Below are 26,790 nucleotides of genomic sequence, written 5' to 3' on the forward strand. Positions count from 1 at the left end.
TTTTGTCATGAAACCGCTGCTGCGTTTCCTCCTCCCTCTTTTGCTCGCCGCGCTTGCCGGCCCCGTCTTTGCGCAGTCCGGCAATCCCGCCGACGCCAAGAAAGCCTACGTGCACCGCCTGCAACTCGCCGACCGCGTGCGCGTCGCCGTCTATCAGGAGGAAGATCTCACGACCCTCGCGCGCATCGACGCCCGCGGCATGGTCAATCTCCCCCTCATCCAGGAAATCCAGATCGGCGGCCTCACCATCGTCGAGGCCCAGGAAGCGATCCAGAATGCGTTCCGCGAAGGCCGCTTTCTCCGCTCGCCGCAAGTCACCGTCAGCGTCGAGGAATACGCACCGCGCGAAGTCTCGATCTCCGGCCAGATTCGCAACCCCGGCCGCTTCCCCCTCCCCAACGAGTCCACCTACACCATCGTCGAACTCGTCACCAAGGCCGGCGGCATCACCGACATCGGCAAAGGCACCGCCGTCACCATCACGCGTTTCCTCGCCGACGGCACCAAGAAGGTCTTCACCGTGAACGTCGACGCACTGATCAAGGGAGCGAAAGACGCCAAGGCGGAGGACAACATCCTCCTGCTGCCCGGCGACAACGTCTACATCCCCGAACGACTCATCTGATTTTCCCAATGGCCTCCCCTATCGCCGCACCTCCGCCGGATAAAAAACCGGCCTCGCTCCACGGCAACGAAGACCACGTCGTCGAACGCCGCACGCTGCGCGACTACTACATCATTCTCCGCGAACGCCTCTGGATTGCCCTCCCGATCGCCCTCCTCGTCGCCGTCTCCCTCGGCTACTATCAGGCGCAGGAGACCCCGATGTATTCCGCCGCCGCCACGATGCAGTTCGAGCGCCCGGATCGCGTCGTCACCACCACCGAGGTCATCGACACCAGCGTCCGCTCCGAAATCGACCTCAACACCTACCTGCGCATCCTCGACAGCGGCCGCCTCCGCTCGATGGTCGTGCAATCGCTCACACCCGAGCAGGTGCAGAAACTCCAGCGCCCCTACCTGAAGGAACTCCCCCCCGGCGCCACGCCGCCCCCTGTCGGCGCGTGCATCGGCAGCGTCAGCGTCCAATCGCTCCGCAACAGCTTCCTCATCTCGGTCAACGTCGCCAACCGCGACCCCGAAGGCGCCGCCATCGTCGCCAACGCCTACGTCAGCCAGTTCATGCGCTACCTCATCGAGTATTCCGGCGGCAAAAACGAGTTCGCCGTCGACTACCTCCGCACCCGCGCCGAGGAACTGCGCAAGGAATCCGAAGCCGCCGAAGCCCGCCTCCAGGACTACAAGCGCAAGAACAACCTCGTCTCCCTCTCCAACAGCGTCGACATCGTCGCCGACCGCCTGAAGTCCATCAACGGCGAGCTCACCCGCGTCCGCCTCGAACGCCTCAACCTCGAGGTGACGATCAAGCAGATCGAACGCATGAAAGCCGAGGGCGGCAACCTCCTCGAAGTCCAATACATCGCCTCCTACGGCACCATCCAGTCGCTGAAATCCCAGCTCGCCGAACTCACCAAGACCCAATCGGTGCTCAGCGAACGTTATCTCGAGCGACACCCGAAGATGATCGACCTCGCCAACTCGATCGACGTCCTCCAGCAACAAATCCAGAAGAACATCGAGCAGGCCATCGCCGACCTGAACACGCAGTTCACCAAGGTCAAAGACTCCGAGGCATCCTTCGAACGCGAATACAAGCTCGCCGAAAACGACCAGCTCCGCCTCGGCGAACTCTCCGTCGAATTCAAATCCCTCGAGAACCAGGCCCAGGTCGCGAAGAACAACTACATCCAGATCCTCGACCGCCTCAACCAGACCACCACCTCGAAGAACCTCGAGAACATCCCCGTCAAGCCGCTCGACGCCGCCACTCCCGCCGGCTCTCCCTACACGCCCGACATCCGCAAGATCGTCAAAACCTGCGCCGGCCTCGGCTTCGTCGTCTTCGCCGCCGTCGCCGTCGGCCTCAGCTTCCTCGACGACCGCGTGAAGAGCGCCTGGGACATCGAAGGCTTCATCGGCGTCAACCTCCTCGGCATCATCCCCGAGCTCGCCGACATCCCCGAGGGCGAGAAACACAACCTCGTCACCAGCAACAAGGCCTCCCCGGGCTCTGAGGCGTTCCTCAGCGTCTACAGCTCGGTGAAGATCCAGTCGAAACTCGACTTCCCCAAGTCGATCCTCGTCACCTCCACCATCCCCGGCGAAGGCAAGACGATGATCAGCTGCAACCTCGCCGCCTCCTTCGCGCGCCACGGCAAACGCGTGCTCCTCATCGACTGCGACATGCGCCGCCCGATGCTGCACCGCCACTTCAAGCTCACCAACGAAACCGGCCTCATCGCCTGGTTCGAAGCCGGTGCCAAGATCCCCGACGATCCCGTTGCCGACCCGACCCTCGGCTTCACCAAGGTCGACGAGAACCTCTTCCTCCTCCGCTCCGGCGGCCGCTCGAAGAGCCCCACCGAGCTGCTCGAGAACCCGATCTTCGGCCAGTTCCTCGAATCCCTGAAGCACCACTTCGATCTCGTCGTCATCGACTCCCCGCCGATGGGCGCCGTCACCGACTCGTTGCTGATCTCCGCCCACACTGACGAGATCATCTACGTCTGCCGCTTCAACCGCGCCTACCGGAAACACATTCGCCTCTACATCAAGTCGCTCCGCGACGGCAAAAACGAGCTGCTCGGCGTCGTGCTCAACGGCCTCTCGCCGCGCCGCATCGAGTATTACTCGAACTACCGCTACTACCGGAGCTACAAGAAATATTACGGCGCCCAGTCCTGAGCGCTCGCGCCATTCCTTTCTTTGCCACCGAGCCGCGTCGCGAGACGCGGCTTTTTCTTGGCCGTCACTCGCCCAACTTCCCGCTTCAAACCGCGCCGCCGCTCGCTCACGCTCCTGCTGTGCTCTCCGCCTTCCTGCCGCCGAACTTCGACCCGCGCCGCCCCGTCGCCCTCATTGCCGGCCGCGGCCATTACCCGCTGTTCACGGCCAACGCCATTCGCGCCGCCGGCGTCCCGCTGCGCCTCATCGCCATCGAGGAGGAGACGATGCCCGAGCTGTTCGACAGCGTTCCCGCCGCCGAACGCATCGAGGTCAACGCCGGCCAGCTCGGCAAAATGCTCGGTGCACTGAAGGACTTCGGCGCCGGCTACGCGCTCATGGCCGGCCAGGTCAAACCCAAGAAACTCTTCCACGGCCTCACACCCGATCTGAAAGCCGCGCAAATCCTCTTCTCACTGAAACGCCGCAACGCCGAGACCATCTTCGGCGCCATCGCGGCCGAGATCGAGAAACTCGGGATCACGCTCCTCGACGCCCGCGCCTTCATCGACGACCACATGGCCCACGCCGGCCCGATGGCCGGCAAGAAACTCCCCGTCGACCGCGAATATCTCGACCACGGCATCCACATCGCCCGCGAAATCGCCCGCCTCGACATCGGCCAAGGCTGCGTCGTGCGCAAAGGCACTGTGCTCGCCGTCGAGGCCTTCGAAGGCACCGACGAGATGCTCCGCCGCGCCGGCGCGTTCAAGACCGACGAAACGCTCTTCGTCAAAGTCGTGAAGGAGAAACAGGACTTTCGCTTCGACGTGCCCGTCTTCGGCCTCCGCACGCTGGAAACCATGCGCGAAGCCGGCCTCGCCGCCGCCGCGCTCGAAGCCGGCAAGGTCATCGTCCTCGACAAAGCCGCCGTGCTCGCGCAGGCGAAAACCTGGGGCATCTCGCTCTACGGATTCTGAGCGGCCCCCGCGAGCGGCGACACGTTCGCCGCTCTTGCACTTTGTCGCCGCCCGCGCACATTCCGCCCTCATGAGTGACGTCGTCGAAGTCGGAATCAAAGGCCTCATGCCCACGGCCAACGGCTGCGCCGTGTTCCTCGGCAACGACGACAAGACCTTCGTCATCTACGTCGATCCCAGCGTCGGCAGCGCGATTTCGATGACGATCAACAACGTCAAGAAGGAGCGCCCGCTCACCCACGACCTCATCGGGCATCTGTTCCTCGGCTTCGGCATCAGCCTCGAGCGCGTGGTCATCAACGACGTCAACGAAGGCACCTATTTCGCCCGCATCATCCTCACGATGCAAAACGAGCTCGGTCGCAAGATCCTCGAGCTCGACTCGCGCCCCAGCGACTCGATCGTCCTCGCGCTCCAGCAGAAGCGCCCGATATTCGTCTCGCACCGCGTGTTCGACGCCGTCGAGGACATGACCGAGATCCTCGAGCGCGTGCTCAAGCAGCAGAAGGAAGAACAGACCGGCGAGGAGGAGCAGTAGGCGCATGACCGCTCAGGGGCCCACCGCCGCGACCGGCCCCGCCGTCGCGCTGCCGCAAACGTTGCCGCCGCCGATCGCGCCCGGCCAGCCGCTCACCGCGCTCGCGCCGATGCAGGACGTCACCGACCTGCCCTTCATGCGCGTCATGGCGCACTACGGCGCGCCGGACTATTTCTTCACCGAATTCTTCCGCGTCCACGCCCAGTCGCGTCCGGAGAAACACATCGTCCGCTCCATCGTCGAGAACAAGACCGGACGCCCGGTCTTTGCCCAACTCATCGGCGAGGAAATCAGCCACATGGTCCGCACCGTGCGCGAGCTCCTCAAGCTCCCCGTCGCCGGCATCGACCTCAACATGGGCTGCCCCGCCCCGAAGATCTACAAGAAGAACGTCGGCGGCGGCCTGCTCCGCGATCCGGCGAAAATCGACGAGCTCCTCGGCGCTCTCCGCGCCAGCGTCCCCGGCCTCTTCACCGTGAAGATGCGCATCGGTTTCGATTCGACCGACAATTACCGCCGCATCCTCGACCTCATCGCCAAGCACCGCGTCGATCTCCTCAGCGTCCACGGCCGCACCGTGAAGGAAGGCTACCGCAGCGACGTGCATTACGACTTCATCGCCGAAGCCGCGCGCACCGTGCCCTGCCCCGTCCTCGCCAACGGCAACGTCACGTCCGCCGCCCGCGCCGCCACCGTCATCGCCGAGACACACGCCGCCGGCCTCATGATCGGCCGCCACGCCATTCGCAATCCGTGGATTTTCCGCCAATGCCGCGAACGCTTCGCCGCCACGCCAGTCTACGCGCCAGCGCTCCGCGACGTCCGCGGCTACATCGATCACCTCTACCGCGAGACGCGCCAAGCCGACATTCCTGAAGCCGCCCACGTCGCGAAGATGAAGAAATATCTGAACTTCGTCGGTCAATCCGTGGACGCGCAAGGTGCGTTCCTGCACGACATGCGCCGCGCCATGACCGAAGCCGAGCTCTTCGCCGTCTGCGACCGCCACCTGCTCTCCGAGCCAGATCGGCCGTTCGCCGACGAGCCCTACGCTGGCGTCATCGCCCGGCCGAACTGCGAGACGCCGCACGCAAGCTGTTCGCTCGACACAATCACTGCCTGAGCGGCGCGCTCAATCACTCCAAGCCTGCAACTCCACCAAGTTGCCCTCCGGGTCGCGCATATAGACCCAGGTGACTTTTCGCCCGTTCGCTGCCGTCGTGACCGCTTCGCCGTATTGCGAGCCGCCCGCAGCAAGCACCGAGCGAATTGCCCCGCTCACCTCCGGCACCACGAACGCGATGTGCCCGAAGCCCACCCGGTTTGGCGTCGCCGGCGCCGCGTTCGAAGCGTTCTGTTCGTAGGAGAAAATTTCCAGCGTCGGCCCGCTCTCGCCGTGCCCCGGCAGGCGCAGATGCATTCCGCGCAGGTGCGCACCGGGCAGTTTCGTTCCGCGCTCGAGCAGCTCGCCGTGCAGATCGCGTTCCGTCCCGGTGGCAACACAGCCGAACACGTCCGAATAAAACTTAACCAACCGCCGCCAATCGGCCGCGACCAGATTCACATGGCCGAAACGCACGCCGTCCATGCTCACTCCAGCCCGAGCGTCTTGCGGCCCACGTCCGAGATCATATGCGGCGTCCATTGCGGGTCCCACACGATGTGCACCTCGGCTTTTTCGACGGTCGGCAGCGCGGCGATTTTCGCGCGCGCATCCTCGGCGATTACCGGCCCCATGCCGCAGCCCGGCGCAGTGAGCGTCATTTTCACCTGCACGGTGTGCCCGCCTGCCGCCGCTTTCTCGACAGCAAGGTCGTAGACGAGACCGAGATCGACGATGTTCACTGGAATCTCAGGATCGAAGCAGGTTTTCAGCGTGTCCCACACGAGCTGCTCGCTGAACTCGCCGACCGGGGCGGCATGCGTCTCCGCGGTCGCCTGGAAACCGCCGATGGCGTCCGCGTTCTCCCGCGCGATGCGAAAAAGCCCCTGCTCCGTGCGCACCGTGACATTGCCGCCGAGCGTCTGGGTGATGAAGACATTCAGCCCGGCGGGCAGCGTGACCTTGTCGCCCGCGGGGATGACCGTGGCGGGCGTATCGCGGAGGAGCGTGTGCACTTCGTTCATGCGCCCGCCACGATGCACGCGGACGGGCGTGACGCAATCGCGCGTTACTGGAGTCGCAGATTGAGCGGCAGGCGCGCGTAGATGCCCTGCGGATCGTTGAACCGGGAGAGCGATTCCAGCTCGGTCGTGATTTGCTGCACGAGCAATCCGGCCGGCCCCTTCACCGCCTGTTCATGGCGGCGGTTGTCCAGCGCCTCGGACAAAGCCTCGGCGAACGGCTTCTTGCGCGGCAATTCGACGACGCGGAACTTCTCGCCGAGATTCGCCTTCTGCGCGGCGTATTTCACGGCGTCCTGCAATCCGCCGATCTCGTCGACGAGGCCGAGCTTCTTGCCTTCGGCGCCGGACCATACGCGACCCTGCGCGATCTCGCGCACGACCGCGATGTCGAGCTTGCGCGACTCCGCCACCTTGCGGGTGAACTCGTCGTAGATCCAATCCACCATGTGCTGGAACATCGCCAGTTCCTCCGGCGTCTTCGGACGCGTGACGGTGAGCGCGTCGGCAAATTTGCCGGTCTTCACCATGTCGAAGGTCAGGCCGAGCTTGTCGGTCGCGAGTCCTTGGAAATTCAGGAACATGCCGAACACGCCGATCGATCCCGTGATCGTCGTCGGCTCCGCGAAAATGCGGTCGCCATAAGTCGAAATCCAATAGCCGCCGGAAGCCGCCAGCCCGCCCATCGAGACCACGATCGGCTTCTTCTCGCGCACGAGGCGCACCTCGCGCTGGATCGTCTCCGAAGCCGACGCGCTGCCGCCCGGGCTGTTCACGCGGAGGACGACCGCCTTGATCGAATCGTCGAGGCGCAACTCACGCAGCTGGCGCGCGACCTTGTCGCCGTAGATCACGCCTTGCTCGCGGCCGTCGCCATCGGCGATTTCGCCTTCGGCGTAGACGATCGCGATTTTGCCTTTCGCACTCGGATCGATTTTGACCTCTGTCGCGCGCCGTGCGACGACGCCGTCGCCGGGGACGAGTTTCGCGTATTCCTTCAGGCCGATCTGCTTGAACGTTTCCTTGCCCCCCTTGCGGCCCGTATCGGCCTTCAGCTCCTCGAGCACGACATCCCAATAGGCTTCGCGGTCCACCAGCTTCGCCTCGATCGCCGCCTTGGGACGGAGAATGCCTTCGGTATCGACGACCTTCTGTAGCGAGCCAGCGGCGAGACCGCGACTTTGCTCGATGCTCGTGACCAACTCGCCCCAAACATCGTCGAGCAGCTTCTGAATCTGCGCGCGGTTCTCCGGGCTCATGTCTTTGCGCGTGTAGGGCTCCACCGCGGACTTGTATTTGCCCACGCGCGTGACCTGCACACCGATGCCGAATTTCTCGAACGCTCCGGCGAAGAACATCGGCTGCGACGCGAGGCCGGGCAGCAGAATGCCGCCGTAAGGATCAAGGGTCACCTGGCTCGCCGCCGAGGCGAGATAGAACTCACGCGTGGTCGCGAACGACAGATAGGCCTTCACCGGCTTGCCCGACGCCCGGAACTTCTCGAGCGCGCCCCGCACCTCGCGCAAGCTCGCGAGACTGGTGCCGTAGCCCACCGGCGACAGCTGCCCGCGCAGGAGCACGCCGCGGATGTCGCTGTCCTTCGCCGCTGCCTCGAGCGCCCGCGTGACTTGGCGTAATTGCAGCGTCGTGTTGCTGCGGCCGCCGAAGACCTCCGCGAATTTCTCAAAACCCTCCATCTGCTCGGGCGCGTCCTGGATGTTCGCATTCAGGTCGACGACCAGATAGGAACCGGGCGCCACCGTGACCTTTTTATCGCCCCCGAGGGCGGCGAGCATGCCCACGAAAATGAAAAACACGACGACGCTGCCGAAGCAGAACACCAGCAAGGCGGACAGCGTCGCGAAAAACGACGTGAAGAAATTCTTCATGGCGCCGAAGCTAGCCCGCGTCGCCAGCCCCGCCAGCGAAAAGCGTTCTCAGGCAACCAACTGGGACGAACGGCCTCCGTGCTCCACGGGCGGCGTCGTGCGCGCGGCATGCTCCACGAACTTTCCCTTGTGCCGATGGAGCCGTGTCATACCTTGGCCCACCCGCCTCCATGAGCAGCGAGAAGAAAGAACTCCTCACCACGAACCGCAAGGCGCTGACGATCAATCTCGACGGCACGCGCTACGGCACCATCGCCGAAATCGGCGCCGGTCAGGAGGTCGCCCGCGTGTTCTTCCAAGCCGGCAGCGCCTCCGGCTCCATCGCGAAAACCATGTCGGCCTACGACATGACGTTCAGCGACGCCATCTACGGCAAAGCCCCGCGCTATGTCTCGCGCGAGCGCCTGCAGACGATGCTGCACCACGAATACGCGCTGCTGAAGGAACGTCTCTCCGACAAACGCGGTGACCGCACGCGCTTCTTCGTCTTCGCTAACACCGTCGCCGCCAAGTCCGCCAAGGTCGCCGACGGCCACGGCTGGCTCGGCATCCGCTTCCAACACGAGCCCCTCGCCGAACCGAGCGAGATCATGATCCACGTCCGCATGTGGGACAAAAAGAACGTCCTCCAACAGGAAGCGCTCGGCATCGTCGGCACCAACCTCATCTACGCCGCCTTCTACTACCTCGACGACCCCGAACTGCTCATCACCTCGCTCGCCGACAACCTCGGCACCGATCGCATCGAGGTCGACATGGTGAAGCTCATCGGCCCGGCCTTCCGCCACGTCGACAACCGCCTCCTCGCCCTCTACCTCGTAAAGCACGGTCTGACCAACGCCGTGCTCTTCTCGCCCGGCGGCGAGATGCTCCAGCCGTCCGAAGCCTTCTACAACCGCCCGATTCTCGTCGAACGCGGCAGCTTCCGCCCCGTCACGCACGTCAACGTCGACATGCTCAACTGCGCCACCGCGCAGTTCCTCCAGGAACCCACCGTCAAGGGCAAGGACATCGTCGTCCTCATGGAAATCACCATGAACAACCTGCTCGCCGGCGGCGAACTCGACATCGCGGACTTTCTCTCGCGCGTCGACATGCTCGGCCACATCGGGTTCACGGTGCTCATCTCGAACTACTCCGAGTTCTACCGCCTCTCGACCTACTTCCGCCGCTACACGAAGGAGATGATCGGCATCGCCCTCGGCATCAACACGCTCCTCGAGATCTTCAACGAGAAATACTACGAACACCTCGAAGGCGGCATCCTCGAATCGATGGGCCGCATGTTCCGCCACTCGGTGAAACTCTACGTCTACCCGATGCGCGCCGCCACCTCGGAGAAACTCATCACCGCCGGCACCGAGCATCAGGCCGGCGACGCCACCTCGCCCACCGAACTCATCACGGCCAAGAACGTCCATGTCGCGCGCCACCTGCGCTACCTCTACCGCCATCTGCTCGAAAACAACGCCATCGACTCGATCACCGGCTTCAACGACGACTACCTCGCGATTTTCTCGAACGAAGTGCTGCGCATGATCAAGACCGGCGATCCGACCTGGGAGCGCCTCGTCCCCTCCAAAGTCGCCGCCCTCATCAAGGCGCGCAAACTCCTCGGCTACGTCGACGCCAAACCTGCTCCCGTCGCCGCGAAGTAGCAGCGAATCCAGCCGGGGCAAAGCCGCACCGAACCTGTAGCGCGGTCCATGACCGCCGAAACTGGACCGTCGAATCGGCCGGCACCTCGCTCGATCCACCACGCGACCTGATTGTCATCGCGAGGCCCGCACCGCGAGCCGCGGCGATCCATCCGAAGTCCTCACTCCGGCAGCGCCACTCGCGCGCCGCCGCGATTCCACGACTCCCACACGGCGTCCGTGAACGCCATGTAGCGCACGCCACTCGCGAAATCCGTCAGCGTGACCGGCTTCCCCTCGCGGATGCTGTCCACGAAATCCGCCTCGACCCGCCACTCGCCGCGTTTCTTCGGTGCGATCTCCACACGCCGCTCCGCCCCGCCGCGCGGTGCGAACCACAATTCGTCCGCCGCAAAATCCGCCCGCACCGCGCCATCGCTGCCGTTCACGCGAATCTCATTCCGCGACGCGCTCGTTTCCACGCCGCTCAAGTGCATCACGAGCCGCGCGCCGTCGGCGTAGCGACCCAGCACGCTCACACTCTCGGGGATTTTCACCTCGTGCTCCGCACCGCGCTCGTCGCGCCGGGTCTTCGTGAAAATCGCCGCGTCCGCCACCACGCTCTCCGGATCGCGCCCGAGCCAGCGCCGCACCATCTCGTAGAAAATCCCGAGGAACATGGTGTTCTTGCCGCTCAACGCGAAATCCTGCCGCCAGCTGAACGGCGCCGCCGGATTCGCCAGCGCACCGTGCGTGAACGTCGCGTGCACCTCGCGCACGACACCGAGCTTTCCGCCGCGCAACCAGTCGACGATCGTTGCATCGAACGGCAGCGAAAACGGTGCCGGCACGATCTGCGCGACCAGTTGCGGATGCTTCCTCAACTCCGACAGCATCGCCTGCGCCTCCGCGAGATCGCGCGCCATGCGCGCTTCCGTGAGCACGTGCTTGCCCGCGCGCAGCGCCGCGATCGACAGCTCCGCGTGCAAATAAGGCCACGTGCCGATCACGACCACATCGATGTCCGCCGCCGCGATGATCGCCTGCGCGTCGGGCGCAACGCGCGCGATGCCGAACTCCCGCGCCACACGCTCGCTCGATTCGCGCGAGCGGTTCGCCACCGCGACGATTTCCACGCCGGGGATCGCGCGCAACAGCGGCAAATGTTTGGCGCGCGTGTTCGCGCCGGCTCCGATGACGCCGACCCGAAGTCGCGCCGCGCTCATCACTCGGTCTTCGGCTCGCGTTCGGCCGGTGCGTCGTCGGTTGCGACCGGCGCTTCACCGCCCTCGGTGGCGACAGCCGGCGCCTGGTCGAGCGTCATCTGGCTCGGCTGCGTCTCGTCGAGACCCATGTCGCCATCGCTGGCCGGCCGCGGGTTGTTGGACGTATTCAGCCACGCATCGATCTGCCGCGGCGAAAGGACATCGGACGCCGGCAACTCGTCGAGCGACTTGATGCCGACAAATTCCAGAAACGCATCCGTCGTGCCGAACTGCGTCGGCCGGCCCGGCAAATCCGCGCGCCCGACCACGTAAATCAAGTCGCGCTCGAGCAGCTTCGCGATGCCGGCCTCCGCCGACACGCCGCGGATTTGCTCGATCTCGGCGCGCGTCGTCGGCTGGCGATAAGCGATAACCGCTAGCGTCTCGATCGCCGAAGCCGTCAGGCGCACCGGCGGCGGCTCGTTGCGCAGCAAGCGCACCCAGCGCGCATAACGCGGATGCGTGACCAGGCGCCAGCCGCTGTGGTTCTCGACGATCAGCACTTCGCTGTTCGTGTCGCGCAATTCCTGCGAGATCGCATCCATCGCCTCGCGGATTTGCGCGGTGGTGATGAGCGACGGCACATCGCGATAAATCTCGTCTTCCTCGGTCGGCGGCACGACCAACTCGGCGGCTTCCGTCACCGGCGCGGTCTCAGCCGCCGGTGCGGTCTCGGCCGCCGGCGCATCCGTCGCCACCATCTCCGCCTCCGTCGCGACCGCAGCCACCTCACCGGCGACTTCCGCGACCGGTTCGGCGGCCTCGCTCTCGCTCTCAAACGGCAGGCTGTCCGCCTGCTCGTGGAACCGCGTGAAAGCGGTCTGGATGTCTTTCACCGCGAGCGGTCCGTTTGAGGCGAACAGCATCACTTTGAGCACACGTTTGAGATCGAAGGCCATTGTCGCCCACGAGTGAGGGTCGCCCCGCGCAGGCTGACAATCCCGAATTGCTCACAAGCCTTCCGTGAGTCTGTGACGCTTTTCCGGCTAGCCGCGCCGCGCGTCCCGGGCTACCTGTTTAGTCCTCATGAGCTGGGACCGTTTCAAGTCACTTTACTTCCACGCGCCGAAGCTCGGCTTCGGCCTCGACATCTCCCGGATGCCGTTCCCCGACGGCTACCTCGAATCGATGGCTCCACGCCTCGAAAAGGCCTTCGCCGACATGGCCGCCCTCGAAAAAGGCGCCATCGCGAACCCCGACGAGAACCGCATGGTCGGCCACTACTGGCTGCGCAACGCCGAGCTCGCGCCCACGCCCGAGCTGAAGGACGCCATCACGCGCACCGTCGACTCGATCAAGGAATTCGTCGCCGCCGTGCACGCCGGCGACATCGCTCCGCCCTCCGGCGGCAAGTTCAAGGACCTGCTCGTCGTCGGCATCGGCGGCTCCGCCCTCGGCCCGCAACTCGTCAACCACGCCCTCGGCCGCCCGAACGGCCGCCGCGACAAGATGCGCGTCACCTTCTTCGACAACACCGATCCCGACGGCATGGACTACGTGCTCGCCGAACTCGGCTCGCGCCTGAAGCAGACTCTCGTCGTCGTCATTTCCAAATCCGGCGGCACCGTCGAAACGCGCAACGGCATGCTCGAAGCCGCCGCCGCCTTCAAGCAGGCCGCCCTCGATTACCCGAAGCACTTCGTTGCCGTCACGGGCGAAGGCTCCAAGCTCGACCAGATCGCGCAAAAGGAAGGCTGGCTCGCCCGCTTCCCGATGTGGGACTGGGTCGGCGGTCGCACCTCCGAACTCTCCGCCGTCGGCCTCCTGCCCGCCGCGCTCCAAGGCATCAAGATCGACCAGATGCTCGCCGGCGCCGCCGCGATGGACGAGCTCACCCGCAAGCCGAAGCTCCGCGAAAACCCCGCCGCGCTCCTCGCGCTCACCTGGTATTGGGCCACCGACGGCAAAGGCGCCAAGGATATGGTCGTCCTCCCCTACAAGGACCGCCTGCTGCTCTTCTCGCGCTACCTCCAGCAACTCGTGATGGAGTCGCTCGGCAAGGAATTCGATCTCGCCGGCAACGTCGTCAACCAAGGCATCGCCGTTTACGGCAACAAGGGCTCGACCGACCAGCACGCCTACGTGCAGCAGCTCCGCGAAGGCGTGAACAACTTCTTCGTCACCTTCATCGAAGTCCTCAAGGACCGCAGCGGCGACGCCCTCGAAGTCGAAGCCGGCGGCATCACCAGCGGCGATTACCTGCAAGGCTTCTTCCTCGGCACGCGCGACGCGCTCTCCGAGAAAGACCGCCACTCGATCACCGTCACGGTCGCCGACGTCTCGCCGAAAACCCTCGGCCAGCTCATCGCCCTCTACGAGCGCGCCGTAGGTCTCTACGCCTCCCTCGTCGGCATCAACGCCTACCATCAGCCCGGCGTCGAGGCCGGCAAGAAGGCCGCCACCGCCGTCATCGCGCTCCGCGGCCAGATCGTCGCCGCCCTCAAAGCCGCGCCCGGACAGGCATTCACCGCCGACGCCCTCGCCGCGCAAATCGGCGAAACCGCGAAAGCCGAGCTCGTCTTCAAAGTCCTCGAACACCTCGCCGCCAACCCCGGCAACGGCGTCGCGAAAACCGCGAAGAAGCCGTGGTTCGAAAGCACATACGCGGCGAACGCGTAAAGCCACGCATGCCCACGCGCCTGCTTCTCGTAACGCTCTCGGTGCTGATCGTCGCAGGCGCGATCGGCACCGTTTTCTTCCAGCGCCAGGCCGAGCTACACGCCGCCCGGGCCGCCACGCTGGAACGCGATCTCGAGCGCGTCCGCGCCGAAGCCACCCAGGAGCACGAGCGCGCCCAAAAACTCTCCACTAAGGCCGCCGAACTCGACACCCAACTCGGCAACGCCAAGACGCGCACCACCGCGACCGAGACCAAGAACACGCAACTCGCGCGCGAGCTGACCGCCACGAAATCCTCCCTCACCGAACGACAGCAACGCGAAGTCGCGCTGCTGTCCGAGATCGAGGCGCTGCGCCAGCAAATGCGGCTCGCCGAAACGGCATCGGCTTCCGCGCCCGCTCCAGTGGCGCCATCGAGCGCGACGCTCGCCACCTCCGCTTCCAACGCCAACACACTCGCCGCCGGCTCCGCTCTGCCGCCGAACGCGCCGGTTCCTCCCTCGTCCGCGACGGTCGGCGAGCCCTCCGCAGCCGACCTCGACGCCTACCGCGAACGCATCGCCGCCCTCGAGTCGCAGCTCACCAGCTTGCTGACCCGCGCGCTGGCCGAGCCGTCTGCCCCCCCCGCTGTCGCGCCCGCCGCGCAACCTCCGCCGGCGCCCGGCTACCGCGTCGTCCGCGTCGGACCGCACGACGCCTTTGTCATTGTCGACTACGGCCGGGACGAAGGCGCGACAATTGGGGACGAACTCACGCTGCACCGCGGAACCACCGTCGTCGCCCGCGTTCAAATCTCCGATGCCCGCGCCAAATTCTCCGTCGCGCAGGTTCTGCCCGCCGCGTTGAAACGACAGTTGCAGCCCGGCGATTTTGTCCTAATAGCCAAATGAGCATGCCCACTCTCCGCAAAGCCCTCCTCGCCTTGGCGCTCGCCGCCCTCGCTCTCGCCGGCCTCGCTGGCTGCACCTCGCCGCAGCAGGACTCGTCGATTCCGTGGAGCCGCCCCGCCGATTGGGAAGGCCGCATCCCCGGCATCGGCAAATAACCCGTGTGACGGCCGCCATGACCGCGCCGGCCGAGAACACCTCGCTCGCTGTAGGAGCCTGCTTACAGGCGACCTGACGAAGCCGCGATGACCACTCCGGCTGAAAACACCTCGCTCGTCCCCCAGCCCGGCCACCTCTACGTGGTCGCTACGCCGATCGGCAACCTCGCCGACATCACGGACCGCGCCCGAGCCATCCTCGCCGGCGTCAACGTCATCGCCTGCGAAGACACGCGCACCACTGGCGTCCTGCTGCATCGCCTCGGCCTGCACAAGGAACTGGTCCCCTATCACGAGCACAACGAGACCGAAGCCGCCGACCGCCTCGCCGACCTCGTTGGCCTCGGCAAATCCGTCGCCGTCGTCAGCGACGCCGGCACACCCGCGCTGAGCGATCCCGGCTTCCGCGTCGTCCGCGCCTGCCGCCGCCGCAATCTCCCGGTCGTCCCCGTTCCCGGCGCCAGCGCGCTCACCGCCGTGCTCAGCGCCGCCGGCCTGCCGACCAACGGCTTCCTTTTCGCCGGCTTCCTGCCCCCCAAATCCGCCGCACGCATCGCGTTTCTCCAAAAGCACCGCGACTTCGACTACACGATCGCGCTCTACGAAAGCTGCCACCGCATCGACAAATTCGCCGCCGAGATCGTCGAGCACCTCGGCCCCGACCGCGTGATCTGCATCGCGAAGGAGATCACCAAACTCCACGAAACCTTCCTCATCGGTCTCGCTGCCGACGTGCAGGCCCGCCTAATGAAAGGCAGCCTGAAGGGCGAGTTCGTCGTCCTGATCGCACCGAAGGACTTCACGCCGTAAAACCACAGATGAACACAGCTGGACACAGATACTGCTCTGAAAAGTCCGTGAGGCTGTCGCTCGGAGTGGCAAGCCGTGGGCCAATCCTGTTGGCCACAAAAGGCGCAGAAACCCTTTGTGCCTTTTGCGCTTTTTGTGGCCCCTCGAAACGATCCTTCGTTCGGACATGACCGCCGCCTACTGGGTCCATCTGCGTCCTTCTGTGTTCATCTGTGGTTAACTCTCCTCCAGTCGCCGTCATCGATATCGGCAGCAACTCCATCAAGGTGCTCGTCGCCGCGCGCGCCGCAGACGGCGGGCTCGATGTGCTGAAACACGAATCGCTCGACGCGCGCATCAGCGCCGGTATCAGCGCCGCCACGCCGCGCCTGAGCGAGGAAGGCATGACGCGCGGCCTCGCCGCCATCCAAGAACTGCTCACGCTCGCCGCGCCTTACTCTCCCGCGCGCACGCTGCTCGTCGCGACCAGCGCCGTGCGCGACGCCGCCAACGGCTCCGAGTTCCGCGCGCGCGTCCGCACGGCGACCGGTCACGAGATCCGCATTCTCACCGGACGCGAAGAGGCGAACGGCATCGGCCGTGGCCTCACTGCCGACCCCGCGCTCGCCGCCCTGCGTGACTTCTATGTCTTCGATCTCGGCGGCGGCTCGCTCGAGTGCCTCGAGTTCCGCAACCGCGAAATCCAACAGGAACTCAGCCTCCAACTCGGCTGCGTGCGCCTGACCGAAAAATTCGTGCGCGACACCTCCGCGCCCTTCTCGACGGAAAGCCGCGCCCTGATCATGGCCCACGTTGCGGCCACCTTGGACTCCTCGGGCTTCCGCCTCGGTGCGACTCGCTGCGCCATCGGCACCGGTGGCACGGTCGCCACGATCCGCAAAATCCTCGGCGCCCGCCGTGGTATCGAGGCGGAGCAAACCGAGTCCATCGTCACGCTCGCCGAAATCCGCGCTCTGCTCGACTTCTTGGCTGCGCTCCCGCTCGCCGAGCGGCAAGGCGTCGCCGGCCTGCCCGCCACACGCGCCGACGTTTTTCCCACCGCGCTCGCCACAATCATCGCGGTCGCCGAAGCCGGCGGCTTCACGGAGTTCCACCACAGTTTCTACAACCTCCGCTACGGTCTCGCCGCGGAGCTGCTCCTGACGCCCTGACGCAATGTAGGGCGGAGTCGCCGGAGGTGGATCGCCACCTATCCTTTTCGCAAGGCCTCCAGCAGCGCCTCGAAATCCGCCGGCAACGGCGCGTGCAAATCCAGCGTCTTGCCGCTGATCGGATGCGTCAGGACGAGGTGCTCGGCGTGCAGCATTACGCGCGGCACCGGCGGCATCGCGGAATTCTGTTTCCAGCCGTAAGTCGGATCGCCGAGCAGCGGGTGACCGACCGATTTCAGGTGCACGCGGATCTGGTGTGTGCGGCCCGTGTGGATGCGGCAGCGCAGGAATGCCGCCGCTTCGCCGAACTTCTCCAACAAGACCCAATCCGTCCGCGCCGGCCGTCCGCCCTCGCCGGTCGTCATGCGATGGCGGTGCACGGGATGGCGCGCGATACCGCGATCGATCACGCCGCTCATCGCCTTCGGCACGCCGCTGACGAGCGCGACGTATTCCTTGAGCAACGTGCGCGAGGCGAACTGATCCGACAGCGCGCGGTGCGCCGCGTCGTTCTTCGCCACGACGAGCAGGCCGGTCGTCTCCTTGTCGATGCGGTGCACGATGCCGGGGCGCTCCACGCCGCCGACGCCGCTCAGCTCGCCTTCGCAATGCGCCAGCAGCGCGTGGACGGCGGTATCCTCGCCGGTGCCGACGCCCGGATGCACGACCATGCCGGCCGGTTTGTTGAGCACGATGAGGTGCTTGTCCTCGAAAACGACATCGAGCGGGATGTCGACCGGTTTGAGTTCAGCCGGCTTCACCTCAGGCAACGAAAACTCGATCATCTGCCCGCCGCGCACGTCGTCGCTCTGCGCCACGACCTTGCCGTCGACCCTCACGAGTCCCGCTTCGAGCGCGCGCTGAAACGCAACGCGGCTATGCGCGGGAAAAGCCGCCGCGAGCACCTTGTCGATGCGTCCGCGGCGCGCGCCTTCGGGAACGGTGTGGGTATGGATGGTCAAGTGGCGCTCAAGCTGAGCAGCGCGCCACACGCACGCAATGCCAAGGTGGAACCCTTCGCGGAGGGCGCGACTACCGCCGCGCCGCAAACGTCCGCGACGCTCCGCTACTCAACGGCGCGGCGGTAGCCGCGCCCTCCATAACGTCGAGCATTACGCCCAAAGCTGGGTCGCGAGCGCGTCCAGTTGCGCAAGGTGCGGCCCTTTCTGCGCGTCGGGCAGCAAAGCCAGTTCGAAGCCATGCCGCGCGACCTGCGCGAGTTCTCGACAGGTGAAACCGCGGTGTTCGGCCAGGGCGACGTAGTCGTCGGTGAGTGTATTGCCGAAGGAGATCGGGTCGTCGGTGCTGACCGTGACTTTTACGCCGGCGTCGAACAGCGCACGGATCGGATGCGTGGCGAGTGTGACGCCGGGCATGAGCTTGTGATTGCTGATCGGGCAGACATCAAGGCCGATGCCCTCGCGTGCGAGGCGCGCGACGAGCGCAGCGTCCTCCACGGCGCGCACGCCGTGCTCGATGCGGTGTGGATTCAGCTCGTCGAGGATGAGGCGCACGAAGTCCGCGCCCATGAACTCGCCCGCGTGCGCCTTGGTGTATTTGCCGGCGCGCCGCGCGGCGGCCCAATACTCTGCCGTCCACGGTTCGACCGGCTTGTCTTCGAAGCCGTGCAGATCGATGCCGGCGAGGCCGGGCCAGCTGAGCGCGTCTTCGAGCACTGCACGCATTTTGTCGCCCGCACCGTCATGGTGGATGCCGAGGAAAATCCGCACCTCGAGTCCGGCGGGCACCGCGGCGCGAATCGCCTCCAACACGACGCGGCCATCGAAGCCGAGGAACTCGATGCCGCCGGACGCGAAGCTCGTCTCGACGTAGCGGACGTTCTGCGCGACGTGGCGCGCGAAGATTAGTTTCGCGGCCTCGTGGTAACGCTCCGGCGACGTGAACCAAGAGAACGCCATGTCGAGCAGCTCGCGCTCGAAATGCGCGAAGTCGGCGAACTTGAAATCCGGCGCCCACGACGCCGGCGTGCGACCGACGAACTCCGGTCGCACGCGCTGGAGCAACTCGAGCGGCAGCGCGCCTTCGAGGTGGAGGTGCGTCTCCGTTTTCGGGAGCGATTGGATGAACTCGCGCAGCGATTCAGACATGGCCCATGGATAACACGGAGCACACGGAAACAAACACGGCCATTCCGTGTGTTCTGTGTGTTCCGTGGGCAGAACTCATTTCACCTTGAGCAGCTGGTCCGGATTCAGCTTCTGCAGCGCCTTCGGCACGAAGAGGCCGTCCTTACGGACGAGTTTGTCGTCGAACCAGATCTCGCCGCCGCCGTAGTCGGGACGCTGGATGCAGACCATGTCCCAGTGCACGGCGGATTTGTTGCCGTTGCCGCCGATTTCGTAGGCCTGGCCAGGCGTGAAGTGGAACGAGCCGGCAATCTTTTCGTCGAACAGGATGTCGCGCATCGGTTGCTGGATGTGCGGGTTGAAGCCGATGGCGAACTCGCCGATGTAGCGCGAGCCGGCGTCGGTATCGAGAATCTCGTTCAGTCGCTTGGTGTTGTTGCTCGTGGCGTCGACGATCTTGCCGGCCTTGAAGGTGAGCTTGATGTTGTCGAACGCGGTGCCGAGGTAGACGGTCGGCGCGTTGTAGCTGATCGTGCCTTCGACGCTGTCCTTCACCGGGCAGGAGAACACCTCGCCATCGGGGATGTTGCGCAAGCCGCCGCACGGCACGGCGCCGATGCCCTTGATCGAGAAGCGCAGATCGGTGCCCGGGCCCTTGAGCTGCACGCGGTCGGTCTTGTTCATCAGATCCGTGAGCGCCTTCATGCCCGGGCCATAGCGGCGGTAGTCGAAGGTGCAGACGCGGAAATAGAAATCCTCGAACGCCTCGGTGCTCATGCCCGCCTGTTGCGCCATGGCGGACGATGGCCAGCGGAGCACGACCCACTTGGTCTTGTTCACGCGGTGGTCGAGCACGGGCTTCATGATCTTCGCGACCATCTGGACCTTCTCGGAGGGAACGTCCGACGTCTCGAAAATGTTATCCGAACCGCGCACCGCGATGTAGGCTTCCATCTTCTGCATCCGGGCGAGCTCCACATCGGCGGAGATCTGGTATTGCTCGGCCTGCGCGCCTTGGAGCAGTTCGCGCGTGATGCGCGCGCGCTGGATGTTCACGTAAGGCAGCGCGCCGCGCGTGCGGGCGGCGCGCACGAGGGCCACCACGAACAGATCGGGAATGTCGAACGCGTCGATGAGCACGCGCTCGCCCTTCTTCAGGGACGTGGAAAAACCGGTGAGAACTTCGGCAAGTTGCGAGTAGCGGGGATCAGCCATTCGCAAGCTATCGCCGGAGCGGAACCGGCGTTCAACTCCAAAGCCACCCGGCGGGCTCACTTGGCCGCGACCGCGGCCTCGTCGTCGGGCTCCGGCAGCTCGTTGGCCGGCAGCCCGCGCGGAAAACAGATTTTCCCCACCGCCTCCTGAAAATCCGCCGCCCCGCGCAGGATCTCGATCTCGAGCCGAAGGAAATACAGCGGGCGCGACGGAGCCGCATCGGCCGGTGCGATGCGCACGGCATCCTTCTCGGTCGTGACGATGAACTCTGCGCCGGCCTCCTCCGCCTCGGCGTAGACCTCGCGCAAATCGTCCGACGTGAAACGATAGTGGTCGAGAAACCGTCGCGCGTAGACGAGGTGCGCCCCACCCTCGCGCAGGAAGCGCTCGAAACTCTCCGGCGTCGCGATGCCGCTGAACGCCGCGATGCGCCGCCCTTTGAGATCCTCCAGTGGCCGCTTCTCGCCGTTGCCGACGCGCTGGAGGAACTGCGGCCGATGCGCGCACTCGATGATTTCCGCGTGCGGGTTGTAGTGACGGATCAGGTGCTCGAGTTCCTCGTCGCGGTGGCCATTCGACTTGGTGAGGAAAACGTAGGACGCGCGCTTCAGGTGCTTCACCGGCTCGCGCAGAATGCCGCGCGGCAGCAGGAAACCGTTGCCGAACGGGTTCGTCTTGTCGACGAGCAGCAGATTGAGCCGGCCCTTGAGCGGCAGGTATTGGAAGCCGTCGTCGAGCACGAGCGTGTCGCAGCCGAAACGCTTGATCGCATACGCGCCGGCCTTCACGCGGTCCTTGTCCACGAGCACGACGACGCCGGGGAGATTCTTCGCGAGCATGAACGGCTCGTCGCCCGCCAGCTCGGAGTCGAGCAACAGCCGCTCGCCATCGCTCACGATGCGCGGCGGCTCGGCCTCCTGGTGCGTGAAGTCGTGCCACAGCCGCTTCCAGAGCGGCGGCGCCTTGCTCTTGTAGCCGCGGCTGAGGATCGCGACCTTGCGCCCGCGGTCGCGCAGCGCACGCGCGAACATCTCCACCACGGGAGTCTTGCCGGTGCCGCCGACGGTGAGGTTGCCCACCACCACGACGAGGCAGCCGAGCGGCGTGTCGTGGAAGATGCGCTTCCGGTAAAGCCACAGCCGGGCCTGCGCAATGCCGCTGAAAAGATACGAGCACATCTGCAGGAACCCCGCGAAGACCAGCGCGCCGAAGCCCTCGCGCTTCCCCATGATGACGTCGATGCCGAACTGCTCGAATTCGTTGAGCTTGGTGCGAAACCAGCGGTTGGGCATGACGTGAAATGGCTTTGACCGCGCGACGCGCGCGACTGCTTTTATGGGCAAGTTGACGCCGGCCGCGCAAGTGGCAACTCCGGCGTCGCCCTTCCCATGCCCTACAAGCTCTACATCCCGGGTCCGATCGCCGTTTCCGAGAAAACCCTGCGCGCCATGGCGCAGCCGATGATCGGCCATCGCGGCAGCGAATTCATCGCGCTCTACCGCACGCTCACGCCGCAGTTGCAGGCGTTGTTCGGCACCCAAAACTCCGTCTACCTCGCGACCAGCAGCGCGTGGGGCGTCATGGAAGGCACGCTCCGCAACGTCGTGCGCAAAAAAGTCCTCTGCTGCATGAACGGCGCGTTTTCCGACAAGTGGCTCGACGTCGCGCGCCGCTGCGGCCTCGACGCCGCCGGCCTGCAATTCGAGTGGGGCCAGCCGGTCGACCCCGCCGCGCTCCGCGCCGAACTTTCCAAGGGCGGCTACGACGCCGTCACGATCATTCACAACGAAACCTCCTGCGGCTGCATGAGCGACCTGCCCGCGCTCGCCGCGGTGCTGCGCGAGTTTCCCGACGTAATCGCGATCGTCGACACCGTCAGCTCCTTCAGCGCCGTGCCGATCAACCAGGACGCGCTCGGCCTCGACATCGTGCTCGCCGGTTCGCAAAAGGCGCTCGCGCTCCCGCCGGGCCTCACGGTGTTTTCCGTCTCGAAGCGCGCGCGCGAGCGCGCCGCGACGTCGCCGACGCGCGGTTACTATTTCGACCTCCTCGAATTCGAGAAAAACCACGAAGGCGGCATGACGCCCAGCACGCCGGTCATCCCGCTGATCTACGCGTTGCGCTCCAAGCTCGACGACATCGCCGCCGAGGGACTCGAAGCCCGCTACGCCCGCCATGTGCGCCTCAACCGCACGGTGCGCGACTGGGGCTATGCGCGAGGATTCAAACTGTTTCCGGAAGAGCGCTTCGCGTCGGTCTCGCTGAACTGTTTCGCGAACACGCGCGGCATCGACCTGCCCGCGCTGAACACGAAATTGAAGGCGCGCGGCTTCCTGATCGACGGCGGCTACGGCAAGCTGAAGGGAAAGACCTTCCGCATCTCGAACATGGGAGACGAAACCGAAGCCACCATCGCCGAACTCCTCGCCGCCCTCGACGCGTCGCTGGCGGAGATCGGTGCGTAAGCGCGCGGCGTCGCAGGCGTCCATTTTGCAGCCGCCGAATGAGTAAGCGGCTGTTGCCGCGGTGTTCGAATTCTGGCAAGGAACGCGCCTAGCTCCCGATGGAAAACGTCCGCCTGCATTGTCTTTGGCTGTGCGCTTCGATTCTGACGCTCGGGAGCGCAACAGTTCTCGAGGGCGAAACCGCGGACAATGTGGTGGAAATGGCCCCGTTCACCGTGACGGAGTCGCGTTGGGGCCCGAGTTGGCGCTACGCCGTGATTCCCGGATACGAAATTCTCACGCAGGCGAACGACGAGGATACGGCATTGGTCGTTGGTGCGATTTTCCGAGGACGGCGGCTCACCCTTCCACCAGCGATGCGTCCAACCTATTCCCTGCCGATGGCGATCCTGATTTTCGACCAACGACCGGACAGTGCCAAAGCCCAGAAACTCGAGCGCATCCGCGGCGAAGGTGATCGATACGCTCATTTTGAAAACATCATCAAGCGCATGACTTCGGACCGCGAAGTGTTCGCCATCAACCTCTGGGGCGGAAACCTTCGCTACACCTCTGCCTTCCGTCTCGAAATGCGGACCCTCCTCGATGGCGTTCGTCCGGCTACTCCGCGCTGGCTGCGCTCGGCGTTGTGGGGCGCAGATGGAATCTACGATGAGGATGTTCGTTACCGCATCGGCGATCGAGCCGTGTCCCTCTTTCCGGCGAAATGGCCGATCTCAGAAGACCGGGAAAAGCTCGCCGCGCTCCGTGCGATAGTCGCTGCCGAGAAAAAACGCACGACGCGACCCCAGCAAGGCATGCCCTCGCCCGTGTCAGGCTTGATCGCTCCGCTTGGCGCAATTCTTGAAAATGATCGAGCCTACTCGCTGCGCGAAGAAGCGACGCTCGCTTTGTGGGCGCGCTGGGCGCTGTTCAGTGAAAATGGGCGGTGGTTCCACGCGTTTTGGAACTTCGCTCAGGAAAGCGCCTGCACTCCCGCTAACGAAGCGATGTTCCGGCGCTACTTCTCGATGTCCTATGAAGAGGTCGAGTCCGAGCTTTGCTGGTTCCTGCCACTCGCGATCGCACAACGCGCCATCTATGCCGTCGATCCGCCGGTTGTGCCTCGCTACGAACTCCGCGCCGCTGATGCCGCGCAAATCGCCCGCGTTCGCGGCGAATGGGAGTTGGCAGAGGCCCGTGCGCTCCAAGCTGCCGAGCCCGCTCTTGGTGACCGTTACCGAAAAGCAGCAGAGCGCACCCTCCGCCGAGGCTACGAACGGGACCCGGCAGACAGCGTGCTCGTCTCCACGCTCGCACTCTACGAATACGAATTTGGTGATCCCGCGAATGCTCTCCAACTGGCCACTGGCCTCGACGCGACCAAACGACGTTCGGCGCTGAATCGTGCCTTCGTCCGCGCGACCCTAAACCGTGCAAAATCTGAAGCTGAGCGGCCGCCGTTGTCCGAACGCGATATCGCCGCGGTCTTCGCGGCCCTGCGCGAAGCGAGGCTCCAGCAACCGGCCGTGCTCGAAACCTATGAACTTGCCCTCGCGACTTGGGAGGCAGCAGGCCTTCGCCCCAGCCGAGAAGACCTAGCCATCTGCTTTGAAGCCCAGCGGCTGTTCCCGCGCGCGAGCAGTTTTTTGAAGCAAGCGGCGGAGCTGCACGCACGATGGGGCTATTCGCGGGAAGCAGAGCAACTCCAGAATCTCGCCGCGCGCTTTGATCCCACGCCTTTGCGCTAGGCAGCGCATCTGCCCCGCGAACCGACCGCACATTTGTGATATCCCCAAACCTGCTCCTGCGCACGCGTTCTGCTCAGGGGATGCCCCCAACGGCGAGACGCATGAACCTCGCGGGCGAGGCGCTGAGCACAGTCGCATCGCGCACCACCAGCAGCGTGTCGGTGTCCTGCACGGTGACCGTGTAGCCCGCGCCCGAATTCCAGTTCACGAGATCGCTGGAAACTTGGACCATATAGCTCACGTCGCTGCGCCGCAGGCGGCGCGGAACGGTGAGCGTCAAGTAGTCGCCCGCCACCGCCGTCGTCAGCGCTTGGTCGGCCGGCAACGCGACATCCGCCGCGCGGCCGAGCGCGTATTTCACGAGATTCGGTAAGCCGTCGCTGCTCACAACCGCGGTATCAGCTCCGTAGGTCGTGCGCCAGTTGGCCAAGGTCGCAGGCATCTGACCGGAGAGCGTCAGCGACCATGTCGTCGTCGAACGAAGCAGGTTGGAGGAATCGAGCCGCACGAACGCGGTCGGATCCTGCACTACGGCCGTGACCGTGTGGCTCCCGTTGCCGATCACATCGGACAACGTGCTCAGGCTCGCGCTCGTCTGTCCGCTTTGGGTGACGCCGTCGATTTGCCACGCGACGGTGAGCGCCGGACCGCTGGTGGGCGCCTTGGGCGTGACGGAGAAAGTGAGATTCGCGGGCGCAGTCACGGACAGGCACGTGGTGGACGGTGCGTAGCCGTCGATCGCCTGGATGCGGGAGTAGATTTGTAGCACGAATTGCTCGCGGTTGATCTGTCCGCAGGGGCGATTCAGCGACTTCATCAATGAATTGTAGTGAGGCCGATACCAGCCGGTGGTGCGATACATCGAACCCTCGAACAATCCCGCGAGGCTGTCGTAGGTGGAGGTCTCCGGCGTCGGCACCGGCGTGGTGTCGTCGATCCAGTGCTTCCAACGGATGAGGCTGCGGTTGGTCTCCGCCGTGGTGTTGGGTTTCTCCGAAGGCGTGTAGATCAGATACTCCGTATCGTATTCGTCGGCCAGGAGCGCGAAGGAGTGCCCGATCTCGTGCTCGACCACGGCCGCACTCTGGCTGTGTGCGGACGCGACCGCGATGGTGCCGCCGGCACCGCCGTATTTCGCGTCGTTCACGATGACGATCGGCAGATCGTATTCCGGCACATGCGTGTTGAGCAAAGCGTAGGCTTTCGTCGAGCCACCCAAGCCCAGCGTAAGCAGCTGAGTGACGGACGGAGTATTGAAGCCCGCGTTGAAATAGGTGTCGCGAATGCCGCCAGCGCCGCTCGTGGCGCCGTTATCGCAGCCGCTCTCGTTGGATGCGACCTCGATTCGATAGACGTTGCAGTAACTGCGGTATTGGGCCCAGGGCTCCTTGGAGAAGAGAAAATTGACCGCGTTGACGACATCGGTGGCGAACTTTGGCATGTCCGCTGTCGTGTAGCCCTCGGAGAGGAAGACGATGTTAATGCGTTCGCTGCGCGGACCGGTTTCCTGCACGGCGAAGAGCGCGGAGTCCTGCGCGCGCGCCGCGACCGCGGCAATAAAACAGAGGCCAATGAGTCGAAGTCTCATCAAAGGGGAAAGGTCGCCAGCAATCTGCCCGCGGGTTCCGTGTTCCAATCCGCGCGCTCCGCGCTGGAGAGCGAATACACCTTCAACCACTTGGCCTCGGGCAGCGACGGCAGGCGAACCTGGAGCATCGCCTCTTCCCCAGCGCCGGCGAATTGCGCGGCGCGCGGATTGCCGCTGCCATCGCGGCGCTGCGGATCGAGCACCACGCAGACCTCGTCGGGGGCTTTCGCCGTATCCTCCGCCAACACCCGCTGGTTCGCATCCAGCAGGCGAACGCACCACAGGCCAGCCATCCAGGGCAGCGCCCCGCGACGATGGTGGAAATCGCCGAACACAGGTTCCACGCCGTCGAGGACGAGCCCGCCGCCGCGCACCGCGATGCGGTAAGCCCGGAGTTCGCGCTTTCGTTCCACAGGCATCGCCGGTGTGCGGGAAGACAGCGAGGCGGCAGCCCCCTTGTCGATCGGCCGGCCGGACTTCGTGTCCGCCGCCGGGACGCGAAGATTTTCGGACCGCGCCTCGTGTTTCCCTCTCCGATCGTCCCGCTCGGTGGAATCCACCTGCCACCCCCAGCGCGATCCAAACCAGAGCACCAACGCCAGGAGCGCAGCGATCGCCGCCAGAGCCCTGTATACGCGTTTGTGCATGAAACGATGGAGCACGGCCGCGCTGGCCCGATATCCGCGAACTGCCGCGGGAGGTGACGACCGGTGGCGCGCCGACTGAAATTCTTGTGCGGAGCCACGTTGCCTGCGTCAAGCCAGACACCGAACCCGCGGCTCGGCTCCGACGCAAAACGCACGCGGGTTTCGTCCCTCACGCGCGGGCGCGCCGACGAGCACGCGCGGCTCTTGCAAAAAAGT

The 26,790-nt window shown here is 65.0% G+C and carries 24 protein-coding genes; 13 read left to right on the forward strand and 11 right to left on the reverse strand.

Features of this window, described 5'->3' with window-relative positions; translation table 11 throughout:
• The first annotated feature begins 7 nt into the window (after positions 1-7).
• The 5 genes from KF715_02360 (at position 8) to KF715_02380 (ending at position 5,425) form a co-directional block, all read left to right on the forward strand.
• Positions 8-625 (forward strand): polysaccharide biosynthesis/export family protein, encoded by a 618-nt coding sequence (locus tag KF715_02360; protein ID MBX3735506.1) that lies wholly within the window; start codon positions 8-10, stop codon positions 623-625.
• 8 nt (positions 626-633) lie between these two features.
• Positions 634-2,805 (forward strand): polysaccharide biosynthesis tyrosine autokinase, encoded by a 2,172-nt coding sequence (locus KF715_02365; GenBank protein MBX3735507.1) that lies wholly within the window; start codon positions 634-636, stop codon positions 2,803-2,805.
• Between the two features lie 119 nt (positions 2,806-2,924).
• On the forward strand, positions 2,925-3,764 hold the full coding sequence (lpxI, locus tag KF715_02370) for a UDP-2,3-diacylglucosamine diphosphatase LpxI (protein ID MBX3735508.1): 840 nt from the start codon (positions 2,925-2,927) through the stop codon (positions 3,762-3,764).
• A gap of 70 nt (positions 3,765-3,834) precedes the next feature.
• Complete coding sequence (locus KF715_02375; GenBank protein ID MBX3735509.1) at positions 3,835-4,302, forward strand: bifunctional nuclease family protein; 468 nt, start codon at positions 3,835-3,837, stop codon at positions 4,300-4,302.
• A gap of 4 nt (positions 4,303-4,306) precedes the next feature.
• Positions 4,307-5,425: a tRNA-dihydrouridine synthase family protein gene (locus tag KF715_02380; protein MBX3735510.1), complete on the forward strand. Its 1,119-nt coding sequence runs from the start codon at positions 4,307-4,309 to the stop codon at positions 5,423-5,425.
• Positions 5,426-5,434: 9 nt separating this feature from the next.
• Here the strand turns inward: KF715_02380 and KF715_02385 are convergent, their stop codons facing one another.
• From KF715_02385 to sppA, 3 genes are read right to left on the reverse strand one after another with little or no spacing between them, the layout of a single operon-like run.
• The gene (locus tag KF715_02385) at positions 5,435-5,890 is read right to left on the reverse strand and encodes a VOC family protein (GenBank protein MBX3735511.1); all 456 of its coding nucleotides are present in this window, start codon (positions 5,888-5,890) and stop codon (positions 5,435-5,437) included.
• Between the two features lie 2 nt (positions 5,891-5,892).
• Positions 5,893-6,420, reverse strand: a complete 528-nt coding sequence (gene sufT / locus KF715_02390) for a putative Fe-S cluster assembly protein SufT (protein ID MBX3735512.1) — start codon at positions 6,418-6,420, stop codon at positions 5,893-5,895.
• A gap of 53 nt (positions 6,421-6,473) precedes the next feature.
• Positions 6,474-8,315, reverse strand: a complete 1,842-nt coding sequence (gene sppA, locus KF715_02395; GenBank protein ID MBX3735513.1) for a signal peptide peptidase SppA — start codon at positions 8,313-8,315, stop codon at positions 6,474-6,476.
• A gap of 170 nt (positions 8,316-8,485) precedes the next feature.
• Here sppA and KF715_02400 point away from each other — a divergent pair, with 170 nt between their 5' ends.
• Positions 8,486-9,973, forward strand: a complete 1,488-nt coding sequence (locus tag KF715_02400) for a TonB-dependent receptor (GenBank protein MBX3735514.1) — start codon at positions 8,486-8,488, stop codon at positions 9,971-9,973.
• A 161-nt stretch (positions 9,974-10,134) separates the two neighbouring features.
• On the opposite strand, the gene KF715_02405 is transcribed toward KF715_02400, so the two are convergent.
• A complete protein-coding gene (locus KF715_02405; protein MBX3735515.1) occupies positions 10,135-11,178 on the reverse strand; it encodes a Gfo/Idh/MocA family oxidoreductase in 1,044 nt (347 codons plus the stop codon).
• Positions 11,178-12,116, reverse strand: a complete 939-nt coding sequence (scpB, locus tag KF715_02410; GenBank protein MBX3735516.1) for an SMC-Scp complex subunit ScpB — start codon at positions 12,114-12,116, stop codon at positions 11,178-11,180. Before scpB ends, KF715_02405 begins: the two co-directional genes overlap by 1 nt.
• A 127-nt stretch (positions 12,117-12,243) precedes the next feature.
• Here scpB and KF715_02415 point away from each other — a divergent pair, with 127 nt between their 5' ends.
• From KF715_02415 to KF715_02435, 5 genes are all read left to right on the forward strand, one after another.
• Entirely contained in the window at positions 12,244-13,836 is a 1,593-nt protein-coding gene (locus KF715_02415) for a glucose-6-phosphate isomerase (protein ID MBX3735517.1), read from the forward strand.
• Positions 13,837-13,844: 8 nt separating this feature from the next.
• Positions 13,845-14,726: a hypothetical protein gene (locus KF715_02420; GenBank protein MBX3735518.1), complete on the forward strand. Its 882-nt coding sequence runs from the start codon at positions 13,845-13,847 to the stop codon at positions 14,724-14,726.
• Positions 14,723-14,881, forward strand: coding sequence for a hypothetical protein (locus KF715_02425; protein ID MBX3735519.1), 159 nt, complete (start codon positions 14,723-14,725; stop codon positions 14,879-14,881). The genes KF715_02420 and KF715_02425 overlap by 4 nt, the downstream gene beginning before the upstream one ends.
• An 87-nt stretch (positions 14,882-14,968) precedes the next feature.
• Entirely contained in the window at positions 14,969-15,691 is a 723-nt protein-coding gene (gene rsmI / locus KF715_02430; GenBank protein MBX3735520.1) for a 16S rRNA (cytidine(1402)-2'-O)-methyltransferase, read from the forward strand.
• 188 nt (positions 15,692-15,879) lie between these two features.
• Entirely contained in the window at positions 15,880-16,842 is a 963-nt protein-coding gene (locus KF715_02435) for a phosphatase (protein ID MBX3735521.1), read from the forward strand.
• Between the two features lie 38 nt (positions 16,843-16,880).
• On the opposite strand, the gene KF715_02440 is transcribed toward KF715_02435, so the two are convergent.
• The 4 genes from KF715_02440 to lpxK all read right to left on the reverse strand — a co-directional run bounded on the left by KF715_02440 (position 16,881) and on the right by lpxK (position 21,436).
• Positions 16,881-17,804, reverse strand: coding sequence for an RluA family pseudouridine synthase (locus KF715_02440; GenBank protein MBX3735522.1), 924 nt, complete (start codon positions 17,802-17,804; stop codon positions 16,881-16,883).
• Between the two features lie 150 nt (positions 17,805-17,954).
• Positions 17,955-18,950 carry an adenosine deaminase gene (locus tag KF715_02445; protein ID MBX3735523.1) on the reverse strand — a complete coding sequence of 332 codons (996 nt, stop codon included), beginning with the start codon at positions 18,948-18,950 and terminating at the stop codon, positions 17,955-17,957.
• Positions 18,951-19,025: 75 nt separating this feature from the next.
• Positions 19,026-20,144, reverse strand: a complete 1,119-nt coding sequence (locus KF715_02450) for an aminopeptidase (protein ID MBX3735524.1) — start codon at positions 20,142-20,144, stop codon at positions 19,026-19,028.
• A 56-nt stretch (positions 20,145-20,200) separates the two neighbouring features.
• A complete protein-coding gene (gene lpxK, locus KF715_02455; GenBank protein MBX3735525.1) occupies positions 20,201-21,436 on the reverse strand; it encodes a tetraacyldisaccharide 4'-kinase in 1,236 nt (411 codons plus the stop codon).
• 96 nt (positions 21,437-21,532) lie between these two features.
• Between lpxK and KF715_02460 the strand changes: the two genes are divergently transcribed.
• Entirely contained in the window at positions 21,533-22,609 is a 1,077-nt protein-coding gene (locus KF715_02460; protein MBX3735526.1) for an alanine--glyoxylate aminotransferase family protein, read from the forward strand.
• Positions 22,610-22,707: 98 nt separating this feature from the next.
• Entirely contained in the window at positions 22,708-24,339 is a 1,632-nt protein-coding gene (locus KF715_02465; protein ID MBX3735527.1) for a hypothetical protein, read from the forward strand.
• Between the two features lie 73 nt (positions 24,340-24,412).
• Here the strand turns inward: KF715_02465 and KF715_02470 are convergent, their stop codons facing one another.
• Complete coding sequence (locus KF715_02470; protein ID MBX3735528.1) at positions 24,413-25,927, reverse strand: hypothetical protein; 1,515 nt, start codon at positions 25,925-25,927, stop codon at positions 24,413-24,415.
• Positions 25,927-26,589, reverse strand: coding sequence for a hypothetical protein (locus tag KF715_02475; GenBank protein MBX3735529.1), 663 nt, complete (start codon positions 26,587-26,589; stop codon positions 25,927-25,929). Before KF715_02475 ends, KF715_02470 begins: the two co-directional genes overlap by 1 nt.
• Between the last annotated feature and the right edge of the window lie 201 nt (positions 26,590-26,790).

This window comes from Candidatus Didemnitutus sp. (assembly GCA_019634575.1).
Taxonomy (GTDB): Bacteria; Verrucomicrobiota; Verrucomicrobiia; order Opitutales; family Opitutaceae; genus Didemnitutus.

Bases quoted from the DNA above. Each gene is read 5' to 3' on its own strand.
- KF715_02360 (MBX3735506.1), top strand. From the start codon at position 8: ATGAAACCGCTGCTGCGTTTCCTCCTCCCTCTTTTGCTCGCCGCGCTT.
- KF715_02365 (MBX3735507.1), top strand. From the start codon at position 634: ATGGCCTCCCCTATCGCCGCACCTCCGCCGGATAAAAAACCGGCCTCG.
- KF715_02375 (MBX3735509.1), top strand. From the start codon at position 3,835: ATGAGTGACGTCGTCGAAGTCGGAATCAAAGGCCTCATGCCCACGGCC.
- KF715_02380 (MBX3735510.1), top strand. From the start codon at position 4,307: ATGACCGCTCAGGGGCCCACCGCCGCGACCGGCCCCGCCGTCGCGCTG.
- KF715_02385 (MBX3735511.1), bottom strand. From the start codon at position 5,890: ATGGACGGCGTGCGTTTCGGCCATGTGAATCTGGTCGCGGCCGATTGG.
- sppA (MBX3735513.1), bottom strand. From the start codon at position 8,315: ATGAAGAATTTCTTCACGTCGTTTTTCGCGACGCTGTCCGCCTTGCTG.
- KF715_02400 (MBX3735514.1), top strand. From the start codon at position 8,486: ATGAGCAGCGAGAAGAAAGAACTCCTCACCACGAACCGCAAGGCGCTG.
- KF715_02405 (MBX3735515.1), bottom strand. From the start codon at position 11,178: ATGAGCGCGGCGCGACTTCGGGTCGGCGTCATCGGAGCCGGCGCGAAC.
- scpB (MBX3735516.1), bottom strand. From the start codon at position 12,116: ATGGCCTTCGATCTCAAACGTGTGCTCAAAGTGATGCTGTTCGCCTCA.
- KF715_02415 (MBX3735517.1), top strand. From the start codon at position 12,244: ATGAGCTGGGACCGTTTCAAGTCACTTTACTTCCACGCGCCGAAGCTC.
- KF715_02420 (MBX3735518.1), top strand. From the start codon at position 13,845: ATGCCCACGCGCCTGCTTCTCGTAACGCTCTCGGTGCTGATCGTCGCA.
- KF715_02425 (MBX3735519.1), top strand. From the start codon at position 14,723: ATGAGCATGCCCACTCTCCGCAAAGCCCTCCTCGCCTTGGCGCTCGCC.
- rsmI (MBX3735520.1), top strand. From the start codon at position 14,969: ATGACCACTCCGGCTGAAAACACCTCGCTCGTCCCCCAGCCCGGCCAC.
- KF715_02445 (MBX3735523.1), bottom strand. From the start codon at position 18,950: ATGTCTGAATCGCTGCGCGAGTTCATCCAATCGCTCCCGAAAACGGAG.
- KF715_02450 (MBX3735524.1), bottom strand. From the start codon at position 20,144: ATGGCTGATCCCCGCTACTCGCAACTTGCCGAAGTTCTCACCGGTTTT.
- lpxK (MBX3735525.1), bottom strand. From the start codon at position 21,436: ATGCCCAACCGCTGGTTTCGCACCAAGCTCAACGAATTCGAGCAGTTC.
- KF715_02460 (MBX3735526.1), top strand. From the start codon at position 21,533: ATGCCCTACAAGCTCTACATCCCGGGTCCGATCGCCGTTTCCGAGAAA.
- KF715_02465 (MBX3735527.1), top strand. From the start codon at position 22,708: ATGGAAAACGTCCGCCTGCATTGTCTTTGGCTGTGCGCTTCGATTCTG.
- KF715_02470 (MBX3735528.1), bottom strand. From the start codon at position 25,927: ATGAGACTTCGACTCATTGGCCTCTGTTTTATTGCCGCGGTCGCGGCG.